Source organism: Paenibacillus glycinis, assembly GCF_009909185.1.
Lineage (GTDB): Bacteria > Bacillota > Bacilli > Paenibacillales > Paenibacillaceae > Paenibacillus_Z > Paenibacillus_Z glycinis.
Genome location: NZ_JAAAMV010000001.1, coordinates 735,483 through 753,914, shown reverse-complemented (window position 1 = coordinate 753,914; position 18,432 = coordinate 735,483). Strand labels below are relative to the sequence as shown.

14 protein-coding genes and 1 pseudogene are annotated in these 18,432 nt (G+C 60.7%); 13 read left to right on the top strand and 2 right to left on the bottom strand.

From position 1 onward, the window contains the following. Positions 1 to 93 precede the first annotated feature (93 nt). On the bottom strand, positions 94 to 603 hold the full coding sequence (locus tag GT019_RS03555; protein WP_161741220.1) for an SRPBCC domain-containing protein: 510 nt from the start codon (positions 601 to 603) through the stop codon (positions 94 to 96). A gap of 357 nt (positions 604 to 960) precedes the next feature. Here GT019_RS03555 and GT019_RS03550 point away from each other — a divergent pair, with 357 nt between their 5' ends. The 4 genes from GT019_RS03550 to GT019_RS03535 all read left to right on the top strand — a co-directional run bounded on the left by GT019_RS03550 (position 961) and on the right by GT019_RS03535 (position 7,638). Next, positions 961 to 1,968, top strand: coding sequence for a LacI family DNA-binding transcriptional regulator (locus GT019_RS03550; RefSeq protein ID WP_161741218.1), 1,008 nt, complete (start codon positions 961 to 963; stop codon positions 1,966 to 1,968). A 57-nt stretch (positions 1,969 to 2,025) separates the two neighbouring features. Then, entirely contained in the window at positions 2,026 to 3,816 is a 1,791-nt protein-coding gene (locus GT019_RS03545; RefSeq protein WP_407945058.1) for an L-fucose isomerase, read from the top strand. 196 nt (positions 3,817 to 4,012) lie between these two features. Next, complete coding sequence (locus GT019_RS03540; protein ID WP_161741214.1) at positions 4,013 to 6,472, top strand: GH116 family glycosyl-hydrolase; 2,460 nt, start codon at positions 4,013 to 4,015, stop codon at positions 6,470 to 6,472. A 275-nt stretch (positions 6,473 to 6,747) separates the two neighbouring features. Next, positions 6,748 to 7,638, top strand: coding sequence for a glycoside hydrolase family 43 protein (locus tag GT019_RS03535; protein WP_201755193.1), 891 nt, complete (start codon positions 6,748 to 6,750; stop codon positions 7,636 to 7,638). Positions 7,639 to 7,944: 306 nt separating this feature from the next. On the opposite strand, the gene GT019_RS03530 is transcribed toward GT019_RS03535, so the two are convergent. Further along, positions 7,945 to 8,838 carry a helix-turn-helix transcriptional regulator gene (locus GT019_RS03530; protein ID WP_161741213.1) on the bottom strand — a complete coding sequence of 298 codons (894 nt, stop codon included), beginning with the start codon at positions 8,836 to 8,838 and terminating at the stop codon, positions 7,945 to 7,947. A 199-nt stretch (positions 8,839 to 9,037) separates the two neighbouring features. Between GT019_RS03530 and GT019_RS03525 the strand changes: the two genes are divergently transcribed. The 9 genes and pseudogenes from GT019_RS03525 (at position 9,038) to GT019_RS03490 (ending at position 18,349) form a co-directional block, all read left to right on the top strand. Further along, positions 9,038 to 9,847: an SDR family NAD(P)-dependent oxidoreductase gene (locus GT019_RS03525; RefSeq protein WP_161741211.1), complete on the top strand. Its 810-nt coding sequence runs from the start codon at positions 9,038 to 9,040 to the stop codon at positions 9,845 to 9,847. Then, positions 9,844 to 10,617: an SDR family NAD(P)-dependent oxidoreductase gene (locus GT019_RS03520; protein WP_161741209.1), complete on the top strand. Its 774-nt coding sequence runs from the start codon at positions 9,844 to 9,846 to the stop codon at positions 10,615 to 10,617. The genes GT019_RS03525 and GT019_RS03520 overlap by 4 nt, the downstream gene beginning before the upstream one ends. Positions 10,618 to 10,703: 86 nt before the next feature. Then, positions 10,704 to 10,874 (top strand): annotated as a pseudogene (locus GT019_RS32605) (TetR/AcrR family transcriptional regulator); the annotation flags it as partial. A gap of 9 nt (positions 10,875 to 10,883) precedes the next feature. Further along, entirely contained in the window at positions 10,884 to 11,321 is a 438-nt protein-coding gene (locus tag GT019_RS03515) for a TetR/AcrR family transcriptional regulator C-terminal domain-containing protein (protein WP_235946613.1), read from the top strand. Between the two features lie 287 nt (positions 11,322 to 11,608). Beyond that, positions 11,609 to 13,504, top strand: coding sequence for an LTA synthase family protein (locus GT019_RS03510; RefSeq protein WP_328803897.1), 1,896 nt, complete (start codon positions 11,609 to 11,611; stop codon positions 13,502 to 13,504). Between the two features lie 92 nt (positions 13,505 to 13,596). Then, entirely contained in the window at positions 13,597 to 14,577 is a 981-nt protein-coding gene (locus GT019_RS03505; protein WP_161741203.1) for an aldo/keto reductase, read from the top strand. Between the two features lie 136 nt (positions 14,578 to 14,713). After that, entirely contained in the window at positions 14,714 to 16,768 is a 2,055-nt protein-coding gene (locus GT019_RS03500) for a molybdopterin-containing oxidoreductase family protein (protein WP_161741201.1), read from the top strand. A 215-nt stretch (positions 16,769 to 16,983) separates the two neighbouring features. Next, a complete protein-coding gene (locus GT019_RS03495) occupies positions 16,984 to 17,355 on the top strand; it encodes a hypothetical protein (RefSeq protein ID WP_161741199.1) in 372 nt (123 codons plus the stop codon). Between the two features lie 124 nt (positions 17,356 to 17,479). Continuing rightward, positions 17,480 to 18,349 carry a helix-turn-helix transcriptional regulator gene (locus tag GT019_RS03490; protein WP_161741196.1) on the top strand — a complete coding sequence of 290 codons (870 nt, stop codon included), beginning with the start codon at positions 17,480 to 17,482 and terminating at the stop codon, positions 18,347 to 18,349. Positions 18,350 to 18,432: the final 83 nt, after the last annotated feature.

Genomic DNA, 18,432 nt, shown 5'->3' with positions numbered 1-18,432 from the left:
TTTTTCCGTTCCGATCCCGCCCGCGGACCGTACGACACAACGCAAAAGCCGTCCTTTGCGGGACGGCTTTCTTCACTAGACACGTGTATTCGATTATTGCTGGGAAGCCAGATGCTCGGCGAGACGGTCCCACGTTTCGGTGACGCCTTGCTCCATGCCCATTTCGATGACCTTTCTGAGCGCTTCCTCGGATTCGTAGCGCGCCCGGCTGATCAGCTTCGTAGCCCCGTCTTGCTCGATGAACGTCATCGTGATATGCGAGGATGGCATGCCTTCGACCGTGCTGCCTTCGGCATCCGAGAAATAGTCGACGTAGACGATTTTCTTCGCTTCGACCATATCCTCGTAGATCGCTTTTCCCCACGATTCCATGCCGAAGAAGTCGCCTTGGTTCGGGTCCATGCATTTCATGCAGTAGTGCCAGACGCCGCCCGGACGGAAATCGACCGTGCATACCGTCAGGTCCCAACCGCGCGGTCCCCACCAGCGCTTCAGATGCTCCGCATCGGAGAATGCTTGGAAGACCAGCTTGCTCGGCGCCTTGAACACGCGCTCCAAAATAAGTTCTTTCCCTTCTACCGTTGCCGTCATTTGATTCGCCATTATAATGCCTCCTAAATGAATGGAATGGGCGCAGCCCGCTAACCGAAACGAAATCATGATGTTTTGCCTGCCGATATTTGTCGTCGGCCGTGCTTCCACTATCAATATACCCAATTCGGAATATTCCTGTCAAGGAATATTTAGGCGTTTTCCTTTTCTTCATAATGATGTTCGCCGCAGTCGGCGGATTTGCTTGATTGGATCTCCAGTTGTCCGGTTGGTTAACGGAAGCCTGCCAGGCGGGACGCTGTTGATTGTCGAACGATTAGGGATTGACAGTAAACGCCAATCGTTGTACCCTCATCGTGTAATCGATTACGTAAACGGTTACACAACCTATTTAGAGGTGAATGAGGTTTGTCCAAAGCAACAATCAAACAAGTCGCGGCCGAGGCCGACGTATCGACGGCTACCGTGTCCCGCGTGCTGAACGACAACGGTTACGTCAGCCCGGAAGTAAAAGAACGCGTATTCGCCGCCATCGCCAAGCTGAATTACCAGCCCAGCGCGATCGCCCGAAGCTTGAAGCAGGATAAGACGTTCATGATCGGCGTCATCGCGCCGGATATTTCCAATCCGTACTTCATGGGCATTTCCAGGGGCATCGAGGACGTCGTCGGGCCGGAAGGCTTTCAATTGCTCTTCTGCAGCTCCGACGAGGCGCCGGAGAAGGAAACGAGACTGCTGCAGCTGCTGCACGAGAAACGCGTCGACGCGATCGTGCTGGCGACCTCCGGCGGCAGCGCGGCGGCCATCGACGCCCTGATCGGCAACGGGCAGCGGATCGTCTTGATCGACCGGCGGCTGGAAGCGGGCGGCGAGACGCCTGCGCTGGATTTGGTGGCGGAGGACAACGCGAGCTGCGCGTACGATCTGACGCGGGCGCTGCTGGACGACGGTCATGTCCGTATCGGCATCGTGAACGGCCTGACGCGGGTCAGCACGGGGCGCGAACGGTTGGAAGGCGTGCTTCGGGCGTTGAAGGAGCGCGGCGTGGAAGATAAGCTGCTGCTGTACAGCGGGGATTTCTCCACGGAGGGCGGAATGAGGGCGGTTCGACGGTTTCTGCGGGAGAAGGAGCGGCCGACGGCCATCGTGTCCCTGAACAACCGCATGAGCCACGGCGTGCTGCTGGAGCTGGTGCGAGGCGGTCTGCGGATTCCCGGCGACATGGCCGTCGCGTCCTTCGGCGAAGTGGAGGCGGGTCAGCTCCTGAAGGAGCCGAGGCTCTATTACGTGGATCAGGCGCCCTACGAAATGGGGCTTCGGGCCGGCGAGATTTTGCTGCGCCGCATCCGCGGGGAGAACGGGGCGCATGAGCCGGCGAACGAGATTTTCCGCCATGAAATCAAACAAATGCATTGACGGCCATTGATTCGTCTTGCGAAGGCAATTCAACTCGGTACGAAAGAAGGAATGAACATGGACATCCATATCGGCAACCGGCTGCAGGGCAGCCTGCCGGCGATCGGCATTCGGCCGATCATCGACGGCCGCCGCGGCGGCATCCGCGAATCGCTCGAAGAGGTGACGATGGAGATGGCGCGCGGCGCCGCCGCGTTCCTGTCGGAAAATCTGAGACACAGCAACGGCATGCCCGTCGAATGCGTCATTGCCGATACCTGCATCGGCGGCGTGGCCGAAGCGGCGCGGGCGGAGGAGAAGTTCGCGCGGGCGGGCGTCGGCCTGACCATCTCGGTCACGCCGTCCTGGTGTTATCCGACCGAAACGATGGACGCCCACCCGACGCGGCCGAAAGCGATTTGGGGCTTCAACGGAACGGAGCGTCCGGGCGCGGTGTATCTGGCCGCGGCGCTTGGCGCCCACAACCAGAAGGGACTCCCGGCGTTCTCGATCTACGGCCGCGACGTCCAGGATATCGGGGATACGACGATCACGCCGGACGTGCAGGCGAAGCTGCTGCAGTTTGCCAAGGCCGGGCTGGCCGTCGCGACGATGCAGGGCAAGTCCTACTTGTCGATGGGCTCGGTGTCCATGGGCATCGCCGGCTGCATCGTCGACGAGTCATTCTTCCAGCGTTTCCTCGGCATTCGCAACGAATACGTGGACATGACGGAATTCGTGCGGCGCATGGAGCTCGGCATCTACGACCGTGCCGAGTACGAGCGCGCCTTGGCTTGGACGAAGGCGAACTGCAAGCCTGGCGCCGAGGTCAATCCGGAGCATTTGCGCCGGACGGCCGAGCAGCAGGCGGGCGACTGGGAAACCGTCGTGAAGATGGCGCTGATCGCGCGCGACCTGATGATCGGCAATCCGAAGCTGGACGACATCGGCTACGGCGAGGAAGCGCTCGGCCATAACGCGATCGCCGCCGGGTTCCAAGGCCAGCGCGCATGGACGGACTTTTTCCCGAACGGCGACTTCATGGAAGCGATGCTGACGTCTTCCTTCGATTGGAACGGCATCCGCGAGCCGTTCATGCTGGCGACGGAGAACGATACGCTCAATGGCATCACGATGCTGTTCGGGCACCTGTTGACCGATGCGGCGCAGATCTTCGCGGACGTGCGCACCTACTGGAGTCCGGATGCGGTGAAGCGGGTAACGGGGCATCGGCTGGAAGGCCGGGCGGCGGGCGGCATCATTCATCTGATCAATTCCGGGCCGGCGGCGCTCGACGGCACCGGCCGCCAGACGATCGGCGGCGAGCCGGCGATGAAGCCGTTCTGGGACATCGCGGAGCAGGAGGTCGAAGCCTGCCTGGAAGCGACCCGCTGGAGCCCGGCGGTCGATTTCTTCCGCGGCGGCGGCTTCTCGACGGATTTCACGACGCGCGCGGGCATGCCGGTCACGATGGCGCGGATCAACCTGGTCGCGGGTCTCGGGCCCGTCCTGCAGCTGGCGGAAGGTTACACGGTCGAGCTGCCGGACGACGTGCACGACAAGCTGGACCGGCGCAGCAACCCGACCTGGCCGACGACCTGGTTCGTGCCGAACCTGACGGGCGAGGGATTGTTCAAGGATGTATATGCCGTCATGAACAATTGGGGCTCCAACCATGCGGCGGTCAGCTACGGGCACATCGGCGGCGAGCTGCTGACGCTGGCGTCCATGCTGCGCATTCCGGTCAGCATGCATAACGTCGCGGAGGACCGCGTGTTCCGTCCGAGCATGTGGAGCGCGTTCGGCGGCATGGATCCGGTCGGCGCGGATTTCCGGGCGTGCCAAGCGCTGGGACCGCTGTACCGCTAATAGCAAGCATGCGTTGCAAGAGAGATCGCGTCCTTCTCGGCGCAGTCATGGAGCCGACAGCCCGTCCTGCCTCGGGACGCAGCATGCTGGCGGCGGCCGGTGCCTGCGGAGCAGCCGGCAGACCGCTTCTTATCCCGCAAGGCGCGGGACGATTAATCGCATTCATCCCATACAACGGAAAGCGAAGGTGTCATCCATGATCGAGACGAAGGAACAGGTTCGGGCCGGCCGCGGCCAACGCACGTATTCGGGCGACGCCAGGGAGGCGCTCTTCCCGCTCGGGGGCATCGGCACGGGCAACATATCGCTCGGCAGCCGAGGCGAGCTGCGGGATTGGGAGATTTTCAACCAGCCGGCCAAAGGCACTTACATGCCCAACACGTTTTTCGCGATTCGCGTCGAGCAGGAGGGCGGGCAGCCGGTCGCCAAGGTGCTGGAGTCCAAGCTGCTGCCGCCGCACGCGCTGTCGCACGGGTACCATCCGCTCACGGGCGCGGGTCTTCCGCGCTTCGAAGAGTCCGAGCTGATCGGCACGTACCCGATGGCGCGCGTCGTCTTCCGCGACGCCGAGCTTCCGGTGCAGGTCGAGCTGGAGGCGTTCACGCCGATGATGCCGCTCGATCCCGAGAATTCGGGCATTCCGGGCGCCTCCCTGACATACCGCGTCACGAACACGGGCGATCGTCCCGCGGAGGTCGTCATCGCGGGCTCGCTCATCAACCCGGTCGGCGGCTTGAAGTACGACAAGTTCGGCAATTTGCATCATGCGATGCCCTGCGGGCGGAACATAAACGCGTTCCGGCAGGTTGCGGACATCTCGGGACTCTATTTCTCCTCCGAGAAATGGGCGCCGGGCGACCTGGATTTCGGCAATCTGTCGCTCCTGACCACGGCGTCTGGCCTGACCGTGAAGCGGGCTTGGCTGCGCGGCGCGTGGTACGACTTCCTGCAAGAGTTCTGGGACGATTTCGTCGCCGACGGCAGGCTGACGGATCTCGGGTACGAAACCCCTTCGGAGGAGCATCGCACCGACACGGGCTCCCTCGGCATCGTCGAGACGCTCCAGCCGGGCGAGACCAAGTCGTTCCCGTTCGTGCTGTCCTGGTTCTTCCCGAACCGGCTCAACGGTTGGTCCGACGACATCAAGGATGTCCGCCCGGGGCACGAGACGATCCGCAATCATTATGCGACGCGGTTCGCGGATTCATGGGAGGCGGGCGCGTATCTGCTGCGCGGCCTGGAGGGCCTTCGCGAGCGGACGTCCGCGTTCCGGGACGCGCTGTTCGACTCGTCGCTGCCGGCCGAAGTCGTCGACGCCATGGCCGGCAACATGCCCGTGCTGCGGAGCACGACCTGCTTCTGGCTCGAGAACGGCAAATTTCTCGGCTACGAAGGCACGTTCGACGACGGCGGCTCCTGCGACGGCAGCTGCACGCATGTGTGGAACTACGAGCAAACGCTGGCGTTCTTGTACCCGACGCTCGAGAGAACCATGCGCCGCGTCGAGTTTCTGGAGGAAGTCGACGCCGCCGGCAAGATGGCTTTCCGCGCGATGCGGATGTTCGGCTGCGAATGGCGCTGGGGCGAGAGCGCCGGGCCTGCCGCGGCGGACGGCCAGCTTGGCTCGGTCATGCGCGTATTCCGGGAGTGGAAGCTGTCCGGCGACGGGGATTTCCTGCGGGAGCTATGGCCGAACGTGAAGCTTGCACTGGATTTCGCCCTGCCGCATTGGGATCTCGACGGCGACGGGGTCATGGAAGGCGAGCAGCATAATACGTACGACATCGAATTTTACGGGCCGAATCCGCTGACGGGCTTCATGTTGCTCGGGGCGTTGAAGGCCGGCGAAGCGATGGCCGTGGGCCTCGGGGATGCCGAAGCGGCGGAGCGATACGGCAGCGCCTGGTCGCGCGGCTCGAAGCGGCTCGGCGAGCTGACCTGGAACGGAGAATATTTCGTACAGGTGCTGGATGACGTTAACGCCTACAAATATCAGCATGGCATCGGCTGCTTGTCCGATCAGCTGCTCGGCCAGCAGCTGGCGCATCTGTACGGGCTCGGCCACTTGATGGAAGAAGACCGGCTGAAGAGCGCGATCCAGGCCGTTTTCCGCTACAACTACAAGTCCGATCTCAATGATCACGTCAACTGCCAGCGGGTCTATGCCCTGCACGACGAGCAAGGACTCGTGCTCTGCTCCTGGCCGAACGGCGGGCGGCCGAAGCTTCCGTTCGTCTACTCCGACGAGATATGGACCGGCATCGAATACCAGGTGGCGACGAATCTTATCTACGAGGGCTTCGTCGACGAGGGCCTGACGATCGTGAAAGCGGTCCGCGACAGGCAGGACGGCTACCGGCGCAATCCGTGGAACGAGGTGGAATGCGGCCATCACTACGCCAGATCGATGTCGAGCTGGGGGCTCTTGATCGCGCTGACCGGCTTCCGGTTCGATATGGCGGCGGGCAGCATGTCGTTCGAACCCGTTCGGCCGGCGGACGATTATCGGACGTTCTGGAGCACGGGCCGCGGCTGGGGCGTCTACCGCCAGGCCAAAGATCCCGCCACCGGCGAATGGAGCTTCGGCGTGGACGTGCTCGGCGGGGACATGAGCGGCGTAGTCGTCCATGCTTGCGGCCAGGCGATTCGGCTGTAACTTTCGGAGCATGCTGCCGGAGGCGCAGCTTCGAGGCAGGGGAGTTCGCACTCGCGAGCCGTGAGCCTCCTGGCATCGCTGTTCGCTCGGACCGTTTCGCGGCCATTGCCCGGAACGGTCTTTAGCCGCGTTGCGGTCGGACGCGCCAGGTTCGGCTTTCCTTCCTGTATGATGTACCGTAATGCGGATTCGCGCAGATCGGCATGGACAAGCTCTGCCGCGGCTACGTATAATCACGGGGAGTACAATTATCCGATTCTGGGAGGAATACCAAGTTGAGAGGCATCGTCAATCCCATCGTACCCGGCTTTTACGCCGATCCCGAGGCGAGAACGTATGAAGGCCGCCATTGGATCTACGCGACCCGATCGATCACGGAGTATACGAAACAAATGAACCTGGACGCCTTCAGTTCCGCCGATCTCGTCAGCTGGGAGAAGCACGAAGGCATCATCGCGATGGAGGATTTCTCTTGGATATGGCGGGCGGTGTGGGCGCCGACGATCATCGAGAGCAAGGGCCGCTATTACCTCGTGTTCGCGTCCAACGACATTCAGAACGACGAGGCGGTCGGCGGGCTGGAAATCGCGGTGTCCGATACGCCGGAAGGCCCTTTCCGCGGTTATTTGGGCAAGCCGCTGATCGACCGCTTCATTCACGGCGCCCAGCCGATCGACGCGCATCTGTTCAAGGACGACGACGGGACGATCTATCTGTATTACGGCGGCTGGAGCCATTGCAACGTCGCCAAGATGAACGAGGATATAACGGGCTTCGTCCCGTTCGAGAACGGCGAGCTGCATCGCAGCATTACGCCGGAGGGCTACGTGGAAGGACCGTGCATGGTCAAGAAAGACGGCTTGTACTACTTCATGTGGTCCAAGGGCGGCTGGACGAACGGCACCTACAGCGTCGATTACGGCGTCAGCGACAGCCCGCTCGGCCCGTTCGCGCCGAAAGGAACGGTGCTGCAGCGTCAGGAGCCGATCGCCGAAGGCCCCGGGCATCACGGTTACTTGCATCTGCCGGAGAGCGGCGAATGGCTGATCGTCTATCACCGCCGCATCATCGGCGACACGGATCCCGGCAGCCGCGTGCTGTGCATCGACCGGATGGACATCGACGGCGGCGCGATCGCGCCGGTGACGATGACGAACGCCTGGTAGGCCGCGAATCTTCGAACTCTTCAGCGCGGGATACACGCTTGTGAAGAAAAGTTTTCTTCTATTAATAAGCCGTCGTGAGAGCTGTTTTATTCCTTCGTACTTCTTTTTCCCCGGACCCGCTTTTTTCTTCCTCTGACCTGCATTTTCGACAAAAGGCCTGCTTCGCGTCGCGAAGCAGGCCTTTTGTCGCTGTGGGCGGCGTGCTCGGCCGTCAACACCGGTCGGATCGCGCCGCATCATATTCGTTGTCGCCGAATCGTGCCGAACGGCCGGATGCCCGGACAGTCCCATGCTGCACGTACCGCGCTAGATCGTGCGCGTCAGCTTCCGGAACTGCAGCGCGGTCATCCCTTCCCACCGTTTGAAGATCCGGCTGAAATAATGAAAGTCCTCGTAGCCGACCTCGGCGGATATCCGTTCGATCGTATGGTCGGTTTCGCGGAGCAGCCGTTTGGCTTCCTGATGGCGGACGGATTGGACGAACTTGTTCGGCCCGACGCCCATCAGCGCTTTGAACTGCCGGCTCATGTAATCCTCGTGCACGAGCAGGAATTTGGCCATCTCCGCGCTTGACCATCTGCGGCTGTAGTGACGCCGGATTTCATCCGTCAGCGCGAAGAGCGGCTGTTCGTATTTCGGATGCGGCCGTCTCGCGGACTCGCTGCCCGGCCGGACGAGCAAGGTGAAGAGCTGGAGCAGCATGGCCTTGCAGGCCGCATCGTAGCCCGGCAGCCGTTCCTGCCATTCTTGGATGACGCCCTCGAGCAGGGAAACGATCCGCGCCGAGACGTTGGGATAATATAGCTTCGCGAGCAGCGGCTTATCGAACGTATAGGGAACGGCGCTGAAGGCGAGCGGGTTGATCTGGCCTTCGTCGACGATGATGTCGTGGCCGGCGGCCGCCCCGTCGAAAAAGTCAAAATGAACGCCGAGCAGCTCCGCGTGCGGCTCCGAACGGATGACGACGGCATGCGGCGTCCAAGGAGGAAGCACGAGCAGCGTCCCGGCTCCGGCCGAATGCCGTTCGTCTCCGATCGTGGCCAGGATCTCCCCGTGCTTGACGAAGAGCAGCTCGAAGTCGTAGATCCGCCGCTTCCAATGAAAGGACGGCGTCCGGACATGATGCCGGGCCCAATGAACGACGGGCGACAAATCGCGCAGGGCGCAGGGTCTCGGAACGGCAAAAGGGGAAGCTTCCAAACGCATCACCACCGTACGTTAGAATTACGGAAAAGTCCAAAAAACGGTCATTTTAATGTAAATCCAAGGCGGTCAGCAGAATGGTAACATGTAAGCGCATTCCTTTACAAGTGCATGCACGTGCAGGAAGGGCGAGACGGCGCATGAACGCGCGGCTCTTGCAGGGAACCGAGTCAAGCGAATCCGAGGAGGCGGTCTCATGATTATCGATTTGAGCGGGAAAGCGGCGATCATTACCGGGGCGGGGAGAGGCATCGGGCGGCAAATCGCGCTGACGCTGGCGCGGGAAGGCGTCAAGACGGCCTTGCTGGACGTCCGGCAGGAGCTGCTGGACGAAGTAGGCGAGCTGTTCGCGGAGCAGGGATTTACAAGCGCGCAATATTTATGCGACGTTCGGGACGCCGATCGCGTAACAGAAGTTGTACGGGAGGTGCAGAGCCTCTTCGGCCGAATCGATATTCTGGTCAACAATGCCGGCGTGGCGAGCGGCGGCGTCGTGGAATCGCTGGGCGAAGAGATCTGGGACCTTAATATGGACATCAATCTGAAGGGCACGTTCCTCATGTGCAAGGCCGTGGCCCCGATCATGAAAGCGCAGAACGGGGGGCGCATCCTGAACGCCGCTTCCTTCGCCGCGATCGTGCCCGCCTACGGAAGCGCCGCCTATGCCTCCTCCAAGGCCGCCGTGAAGCAATTCACCCGCGTGCTGGCCGGAGAACTGGGACCGTGGAACGTCACCGTCAACTGCTACTCGCCCGGGATGATCCCGACGGACATGAATCATTTCGCGGATTTGAGCGAGGAGCGGCAAAACCGCCTGCTGGATACGCTGACGCTTCGCCGCTGGGGCAGCAAGGACGACGTCGCGAACCTGATTTGCTTTCTGGCCTCGGATCTCGCATCGTATATCACCGGCACGATGATCGACGTCAGCGGCGGCAAGCTCGCGACCCAGATTCCTGTCATCGCCTACGAAGCTGCGGAGCGGAAGGATGTGAAGGCCCGGTGACGGACATCCTCGGCATATCCGGCAAGACGATGCTCGTGACGGGCGGCGCGCAAGGAATCGGCCGGGCCATCGCGGAGCGGTTCGCGCAGCATGGCGCGCGGGTCGTGATCGCGGACGTGGACGAAGGAGGCGCCGCGTTGGCGAGGCAGCTCGCGGAAGCCGGGAGCGAGGCGCACTTCATGCGCTGCGACGTGTCCGACGTTCGGCAGATCGAGGCCATGGCGGCGGAAGTGCGGACGAAGCTCGGCGGCGTGCACGTGCTGGTCAACAATGCGGGCATTTTCCCCCGGGCCGATCTCATGGGCACGGACGAAGCGTTCTGGGAGCGGATCATGGGCATTAACTTGAAGGGCGCTTATCTGACGTGCCGGGCGTTCGTGCCGTGGATGATCGAGCAGGGAGGCGGCAGCATCGTCAACATCGGTTCGACGCATGCCAGAAGCGGGGATCCCGCCGCCATGGCTTACGCGGTATCCAAGGGCGGTCTCGTGACCTTGACCCGGAATTTGGCCAAAGGATTCGCGAAGCACGGCATTCGCGTCAACTGCGTCCAGCCCGGCTGGGTCGCCTCGGAGGGGGAGACGGCCAGGCTTCGCGCGACCGGCGTGGACCCGGACAAACTGTTCGCGGAAGTATCCGCGCGCTTGCCGATGGGACGCATCCAGACGGGCGAGGACATCGCGGACGGCGTGCTGTTCATGGCGTCGTCGCTGAGCAGCCAAGTGACCGGCCAAGTGCTTACGGTGGACGGCGGAACGGGCCTGCGATGAGGGTGATCTTCTCATTGACAGAACGAGCGGGCCGGGACTATACTTCTCATTGTACGATCGTTCAACGAAAGCTGGAGGTTACTTGAATGGCGCAACTCACACGAAAAGAACAAGCAACGGCTACGAGAGAGAAGTTACTGGAAACCGCTAAAAACCTTTTCGCTGAGATGGGCTATCACGGCACTCCGGTTCGTGCGATCACAAGGCAAATCCAGAAAGGCGATGGCATTCTCTACCACTATTTTCCGGGCGGGAAGCAAGAGATCATGTCTGTCCTGCTGCGGGAAAGTTTCGAGCATCGCGTGTACGAAATCAAGCAATTGACGAATGAAACGATCGAACATCTTCCGATGCGCGAGGCGCTGCTGGCCATCATGGGCAAGATCAACGAGCTGTTCCTGGACGATCTGGATCTCATGCGTATCCTGTTCCGAGAGAACGACCTGCTGGATTTGGAAGAAGCGAAGCAGCTGTCCGTCATGATGTCGGAGCGCGTGGAGTCGATCGCGGATTTCCTGAGGCGCAGGCATGCCAAGGGCGAGATTCGCACGATGAATTTCACGCTGGCGGCCCGGCAATTGATGTCGATGTGGATGCAGTTCACGTACAGCGCCATCATCGGCATCGCGGTCGTTTCCGAGCCCGACGTCGTCGCGTATCTGGAAGAAATGGTCGATTTCACGTTAAGCCTCTGGCAGGCGTGACGGAAGAAGGACGGCTGCAACATCATCGGATCGTCCTTGATCGTTGGATTTGCGCAAGGATGGAAGATGAGCGATAAGGAAAGCATGAAATTCACTTCGGCTTGCCTGTATTTCAGGGAAGAAACCGCGTCGCCGCCTGCAAGGGCGGCGTCGGCCGTTTCTTCTTATTTGTTGCATTCGCCGCAGCCGGACGTTCGTTCGGGTCATTCGTCGTTATTTCGAAGCGTTCCGCCATGCGTTCAAGGCGGCGGAGGCTTCACATCAATGGCATGAAGGTGATGAAAAGGATGTTTTGGTCAAAATTGTTAAGCCGGCGTTTTTTGCTGTTTACGCTGCTGTTGCTGATTAAGGGAAGCCTGGTCATGTACGTCGTGTTCGACATCGGCTTTTCCTGGGAAACGCTGGTGACGGAGCTTCCGTTCATCTGGATCGTTTTCTGCTTCATCGAGCTAGTCGCGCGCAAACGCAAGGTCGTGTATTACCTGGTTTCGAATTTATTGATTACGCTGCTCTACTTCACGGTCGTCATTTATTACAAATATTACGGGGTCATCGTCACGTACCACGCGCTTCATCAGGCCGATAAAGTAACGAAGGTGGGCGAGAGCACGTATTCGCTTCTCGATCCGTACTACCTGCTCTTCTTTATCGATATCGTCGTATTGGGCGTCATCCACTTCTGGCCGAAGAAGAACGCCGGTTACGCCTCTTCGTACGACCCGGGCTCGGTCCACAAACGGCTGCTTCCGCGCCGCAGAGCCTCGCTCTACGCGATGATCGTCGCTTCGCTCGCGCTGTGCGTGTTCAACGTTTGGCCGAACCGGGCGAGCATGAACGAGAACAAGCAGGCCGAGGACATGGGCATTCTCAACTACGAGGTCTACACGCTGCTGTCCGATTCGACGGAGAAGCAGGAAGTCGTGGACATGTCCGATATCACGCAGGCCAAGATCGACGAGCTGAAGGGCTTCCAGACGCCGGCCGCTCCGAAGCTTTTCGGCGCTGCCAAAGGCAAGAATCTGATCATTCTGCAGATGGAATCGTTCCAGGATTTCCTCATCGGATTGAAAATCGACGGGCAGGAAGTCACGCCGAATTTGAACAAGCTGATGAACGAAACGTTCCATTACGACCGTTTCTACACGATGGCCGGCCAAGGCACGACATCCGACGCCGAGTACGTCGTCAATACGTCGCTCTACGTGCCGCATCACGAAGCCGCGACGGACAAATACGTCGAGAAGGCCCTGCCGAGCCTGCCGAAGCTGCTGCACGCGAACGGCTACGACACGGCGACGTTCCATACGAACGAGGTTCATTTCTGGAACCGCAACGAGCTGTACGCTTCGATCGGCTGGGATAAGTATTACGATCAGCATTTCTACGGGGACGACGACCATATCGCATTCGGCGCTTCGGACGAAATTCTATACGCGAAGACGATTCCGGAGCTGCAGCGGATGGATCAAGCGGACAAACCGTTTTATGCCCAAGTCATCTCCATGAGCGCGCATCACCCGTACAAAATTCCGGAATCGAAATACAAAATGACGCTGCCGGAAAACATGGAAGGCACGCTGGTCGGCAATTACATCCATGCGCAGAATTACGCGGACTACGCGCTGGGCGCCTTCATTCAAGGCTTGAAAGACACCGGGCTCTGGGATGACAGCATCGTCGTTATGTATGGTGACCATCAGGGATTGCCGATATACTCGCTCAGCGGCGACGAGAAAGACATGCTGAAGAATATGCTGGGTCATGATTACGGGTATCCCGACATGTTCCGCATTCCGCTCATTCTGAGCGTGCCCGGCGTGACGTATCCGTCCGTGCAGCACGACGTGGGCGGCCAGATCGACATTCTGCCGACCGTGGCCAATCTGCTCGGCGTATCGACCGCCAATCAGATTCACTTCGGCCAGGATCTGTTCAACGAAAGCTCCAACCTGCTGCCGATGCGGCATTTCCTACCGACCGGCTCTTTCATCACGGACGAGAGCGTGTTCGTGCCCGGCAAGGGCTTCGAGGACGGAACGAACTTCCCGCTTCCGGGCGAGACGCAAACGACGCCGGCGACGGATTCGCAGTACGAGCGGGCGCTCAAGCTGCTGAATTTGGCGGATAGCTACGTGTCGCATCTTCCGCTCAAAGAAGGCACCGCGGTTTCCGCGACGCCGTAAACATTTGCCGAACTTATCCGCTCCGCGACATCCAGAACCGGCAGCTTGCATCGACCATCACATGCAGCCATCTATTAACGGAGGGATCGCAAATGCGGTACAAAGCAATACCCGGAACGGATTTGAACGCGGCAGTCATCGTCATGGGAACGGCCGGCTTCGGCGGGACGATGGCGGAAGCGGACGCTTTTCGATTATTCGACTTGTACGTGGAACAGGGCGGCAACTTCTTCGACACGGCGATCGTCTACGACGACTGGCTGAACCGAGGCAGAAGCTTGACGGAAATTCGGCTGGGCAAATGGCTGAAGGAACGCGGCATTCGCGAGAGGCTCGTGCTCGCGACCAAGGGCGGTCATCCCGAGCTGAGCACGATGCATATCGGAAGGCTCGGCAGGGACGACCTCATCGCGGACGTCGACCGGAGCTTGCGCCAGCTGCAGACGGATTACATCGACCTCTATTGGCTGCACCGCGACGATCCCGCTGCGCCGGTGGAAGGCATCATGGACACGCTGAACGAGCTGATTAAGTCCGGCAAGATCCGCGGCATCGGCTGCTCCAACTGGACGGTCGGGCGGATCAAGCAGGCTCGGGCTTACGCCGAAAGCAAAGGCCTCGCGCCGTTTGCGGCGAGCCAGCCGCTGTGGAATCTCGCCTCGCTCAATCCCGGATCCATCGGGGACAAGACGCTCGTCGCGATGAGCGAAGCGGACAAGCACTACTTCGAGGAAACGGGGATGGCCGTTATTCCGTTCTCGTCGCAGGCGAACGGCTTCTTCAGCGGACGCTACGCGCGCGGGCAGGCAGCGGGCAGCGAAGGCAGCGCCGCGGGGGTCGAGCGCCATTATTTCAACGAGACCAGCTTTGCCCGGCTCGACCGCGTGCAGGAGCTGGCCGCGGAGCTCGGCGCTACCGGCTCGGCGATCGCGCTGGCCTACCTCACGTCCCAGCCGTTCCCGGTATTCCCGATCATCGGGGCATCGAAGCCGGCCTATGTCATCGACAGCTGCGCGGCGGGCGATTTGGCGCTGACGCTGCAGCAGGTGCATTATTTGGAAACAGGCGAGTAATGCGGAAGTCTGCCGACCTATACCGGGTCCGGCAGACTTTTTTTGTAGGCTCGGGTCACGTCGGCACGCCCGAGGATGCCGTCGACGAAGCAATCTAGTATAATCAAGGTAACGCAAGCGCGGAAGGAGTGGCATCATGAGCGGCTACGCGGAACAGAAGAACGGCGTATTTCCATCGGTATGCTCGCTGGATTGTCCCGACCAGTGCGGCCTGCTGGTCCATAAGCAAGACGGCGTCATCGTCAAGATCGAGGGCGACCCCTCGCATCCCGTCACGCAGGGAGCGATTTGCAATAAAGTCCGCAACATGACCGCGCGGATCTACGACGAGAAGCGTTTGAAGCAGCCGCTCCGCCGAACGGGTCCCAAGGGAAGCGGGCAGTTCGAGCCGATCGGCTGGGAGGAAGCGATCCGGACGATCACGTCTCGCTGGAAGTCGCTGATCGCGGAAGAAGGACCGGAGTCGATTTTGCCGTACAGCTTTTACGGCAACATGGGCCGGGTCAATACGGAAGGCATGGGCCGCCGGTTCTTCAACCGGATGAACGCGAGCGAGCTGATCTATTCCATCTGCGAAGCGGCCGGGACTGTCGGGTACGGCTTCACCATGGGCGGCAGCTACGGGACGGATCCGGAGGATACCGTGCATGCGAAGCTGATCGTCATGTGGGGCGTCAACGCGGTCAGCACGAACATGCACCAGGTCGCGATCGCGGAGAAAGCGCGCAAGAACGGCGCGACGATCGTCGTCATCGACGTGCACCGCAACCGCACCGCCAAGTGGGGCGACTGGTTTATTCCGGTGCTTCCGGGAACGGACGCGGCGCTCGCTCTCGGTCTGATGCACGTGCTGTTTGCCGAGGAGCTGGTGGACGAAGCGTTCATGGAGCAATATACGGTCGGCCGCGAGGAACTGCGCGAGCATGTGAAATCCTACACCCCGGAGCATGTCTCCGCGATTACGGGCGTGCCCGCGGCGGATATCGTAAAGCTGGCCCGCATGTACGGCGGCGTCGATGGCGCCGCGTTCATACGGATCGGCAACGGGCCGCAGCATCACGACAACGGCGGCATGACGACCCGGGCGATCGCCTGCCTGCCGGCATTGACCGGCCAATGGCTGAAGAAGGGCGGCGGGGCGATCAAAGGCAACGGCGGCCATCTGGCGCTCAACCAGCGGGCGCTGGCAAGGCCGGACCTGAAGCCAAGGGAGCTGAAGCGCCCGCGCAAGATCAACATGAATCTGCTCGGCATCGCGCTGCACGAGCAAGAGAAGCCGATCCGGTCGCTGTACGTGTACAACGCCAACCCGGCCGTGGTCGCGCCGAATGCGGACAAGGTAAGGGAAGGGCTGGCCCGCGAGGATCTGTTCACCGTCGTCCACGAACTGTTCATGACGGAGACGGCCAAGTACGCCGACATCGTCCTCCCGGCTACCTCGACCTTCGAGAACACGGACGTCTATTCGTCCTACTGGCACCACTACGTGCAGATTCAACAACCGGTGATCCCGCGCTACGGCGAAAGCAAATCCAATACCGAAGTGTTCCGCCTGCTCGCGGAGGCGATGGGCTACGAGGACGAGGCACTGCGGGACAGCGACATGGACATGATCGATCAGGCGCTGAACAATCCGAACAACCCGAACCTGCAGGGCATGACGGCCGGCCTGCTGCAGGAGAAGCAGTTTGCCAAAGCGAACGTGCGGCCGCTGCTGCCGGGACGACTGCGGACGCCGAGCGGACGCATCGAGCTGTATTCCGTCGCGATGGAACGCCAGGGCTTTCCGCCGATGCCGACCTATACGCCGCTGGCCGAGGACGGACCGTATCCGTTTCTGTTCATTCCGACGGTCAACCACAACTTCTTGAATTCCACTTTCGCGCATAACGATAAGCATGCCGCGATGGAGAAGACGCCGAAGCTGCACATGAACGCCGCCGATGCGGAAGGACTCGGCATCCGGGACGGCGACGCGGTGAAAGTGTGGAACGGCCGCGGCGAATGCGAGCTGACGGCCGCCGTCGGGGAGGACGTGCTGCCCGGCGTCGTCGTCAGCCAAGGCTTGTGGGCGGACGGCGCGGATCGCAAGGCCGTCGTAAACGCGCTGACGCCCGACCGCGTCGCGGACATGGGACAAGGAGCGACCTTTTTCTCGGGACGCGTCGCCGTTGCGCGGGCGACGGTGTAGGGTCCGGCGACGTAAAGTTTTAACATCATCAGTTATTTACTTTATTTTAGTAAGCTGCTTGACATAAATAACTGTAACTCATATAATTACAGTAACAGAGAAAAGGGACGGCTAGCAGGCAGCCATGCGAATCGTCCTCTTTTCCACCCTATACTGTAACTGATACACTTACAGTTAAGGAGCTTCCAAAAATCCGCAGACAGGTGGTGCTGACGATGGGCTTTGCGATTAGTGATTGGGTACAAGGCAGAACGAAAGACGGGGAACTTATTCAAGGTTTCATAACGTCGCTGAACGAAAGGCAAAACATTGCGACGGTTTATGTCGTTCAATCGGATCACGATGCCGCCGTAGGCACTACGGTCGCCGTGTTGAGCAGTTGGCTCAAGGAGCAGCCGACGCTTCAGGTGCTGGATTACGAAGAACCGATCATGGACTTTATCGAGCTGGCGCTGGCGACGCGCGATTCGGAGTGGTTCGCGGAGTTGACCGAGCGCCTGCACGCGATCGCGGAGAAGCAGGAACAGAATGCGGACGGCAGCGCGCCGATCCTGCATGGCCGCAACCGCCTCGGCCAATTCTATTGATCATAGAAGAGGCGTTCATATAAGAAAAGGCCGGGACGGAGGGTCCCGGTCTTTTCGGCGTTGGCCTGCCTTGGTAAAATGGTGGGAGAGGTTCCGTTTGACATCGTACGGGGAGGCTTCCGCCATGAGTATGCGCGTTTTGATGAACGGCCGGCTTTTGCGCTTGGAACATGTGACGACGGATCGCCAGCAGGGCCGCGCCGGCATGCTGACGGTCCGGCATCGGCATCCCGTGTTTCATCTGATGTACGTCACGGACGGCGAAGGCCGTTTTCTCGTGAACGAACGGATGACCCGGGCGGTGCCGGGATTGCTGTACATCATCAATCCGGACGAATGGCATCAGTTCCACGGGGACGAACGGACTCCGCTGCATAATCTGGAATGCACCTTTCTCGTCCGCGACGAGGAGGACCAACCCGCCTGCGCCAACTTTTTCGATTGGTTCGAGGAGAAGCGCGGCGTTCCGGTGCCGTGGCTGCTGCGGACACAACCCATCGCCGTCCCTGCGCAGCTCCGTCCGTGGCTGCTGGAAGGCTTCAACCGGCTGCTGGATCCCGCCAACCGCTTTCTCACGGCGGAGCATCGATCCCTCCAAGCCATGGACCTGCTGCTGCGCGCGGAGGAGCTGCTGTGGCAGTTGATCGCCGCGGACGGCATCGTGCCGGGCAGGGTCGGCGTCGCCGACGAGATCGATACGCTGAAACGCCATATGGCCGCCCGCCTCGGCGAACCCGTCCGACTGGAGGAGCTCGCGGAGCTCGTCCATTGGTCGCCCAATTATTTGTGCCGCGCGTTCAAGACGCACGCCGGCATGGCGCCGATGACGTATTTGCAGCGGCTGCGGATGGCGGAAGCGGAGAAGCTGCTGCTGTATACGGATTATCCCGTGTTTACGATCGCGGCCATGCTGGGCTACGAGGATCCGTCGTATTTCGCGCGTCTGTTCCGCAGGCATCACGGGCGCGCGCCCGTCGAGTACCGAAGAGGATAAGATCGTCCGCATGGAAGCGAATTTCGTACCTTCAACGACGGCCGGCCTGCTGGTAGCATAGATGGCGGGAAGACCAATCGAAG

Excerpts from the sequence above, each read along its gene's own strand:
- GT019_RS03525 (WP_161741211.1), top strand. The coding sequence starts at position 9,038 with ATGATTATCGATTTGAGCGGGAAAGCGGCGATCATTACCGGGGCGGGG.
- GT019_RS03515 (WP_235946613.1), top strand. The coding sequence starts at position 10,884 with ATGTCTGTCCTGCTGCGGGAAAGTTTCGAGCATCGCGTGTACGAAATC.
- GT019_RS03490 (WP_161741196.1), top strand. The coding sequence starts at position 17,480 with ATGAGTATGCGCGTTTTGATGAACGGCCGGCTTTTGCGCTTGGAACAT.
- GT019_RS03545 (WP_407945058.1), top strand. The coding sequence starts at position 2,026 with ATGGACATCCATATCGGCAACCGGCTGCAGGGCAGCCTGCCGGCGATC.
- GT019_RS03495 (WP_161741199.1), top strand. The coding sequence starts at position 16,984 with ATGGGCTTTGCGATTAGTGATTGGGTACAAGGCAGAACGAAAGACGGG.
- GT019_RS03540 (WP_161741214.1), top strand. The coding sequence starts at position 4,013 with ATGATCGAGACGAAGGAACAGGTTCGGGCCGGCCGCGGCCAACGCACG.
- GT019_RS03505 (WP_161741203.1), top strand. The coding sequence starts at position 13,597 with ATGCGGTACAAAGCAATACCCGGAACGGATTTGAACGCGGCAGTCATC.
- GT019_RS03500 (WP_161741201.1), top strand. The coding sequence starts at position 14,714 with ATGAGCGGCTACGCGGAACAGAAGAACGGCGTATTTCCATCGGTATGC.
- GT019_RS03510 (WP_328803897.1), top strand. The coding sequence starts at position 11,609 with ATGTTTTGGTCAAAATTGTTAAGCCGGCGTTTTTTGCTGTTTACGCTG.
- GT019_RS03555 (WP_161741220.1), bottom strand. The coding sequence starts at position 603 with ATGGCGAATCAAATGACGGCAACGGTAGAAGGGAAAGAACTTATTTTG.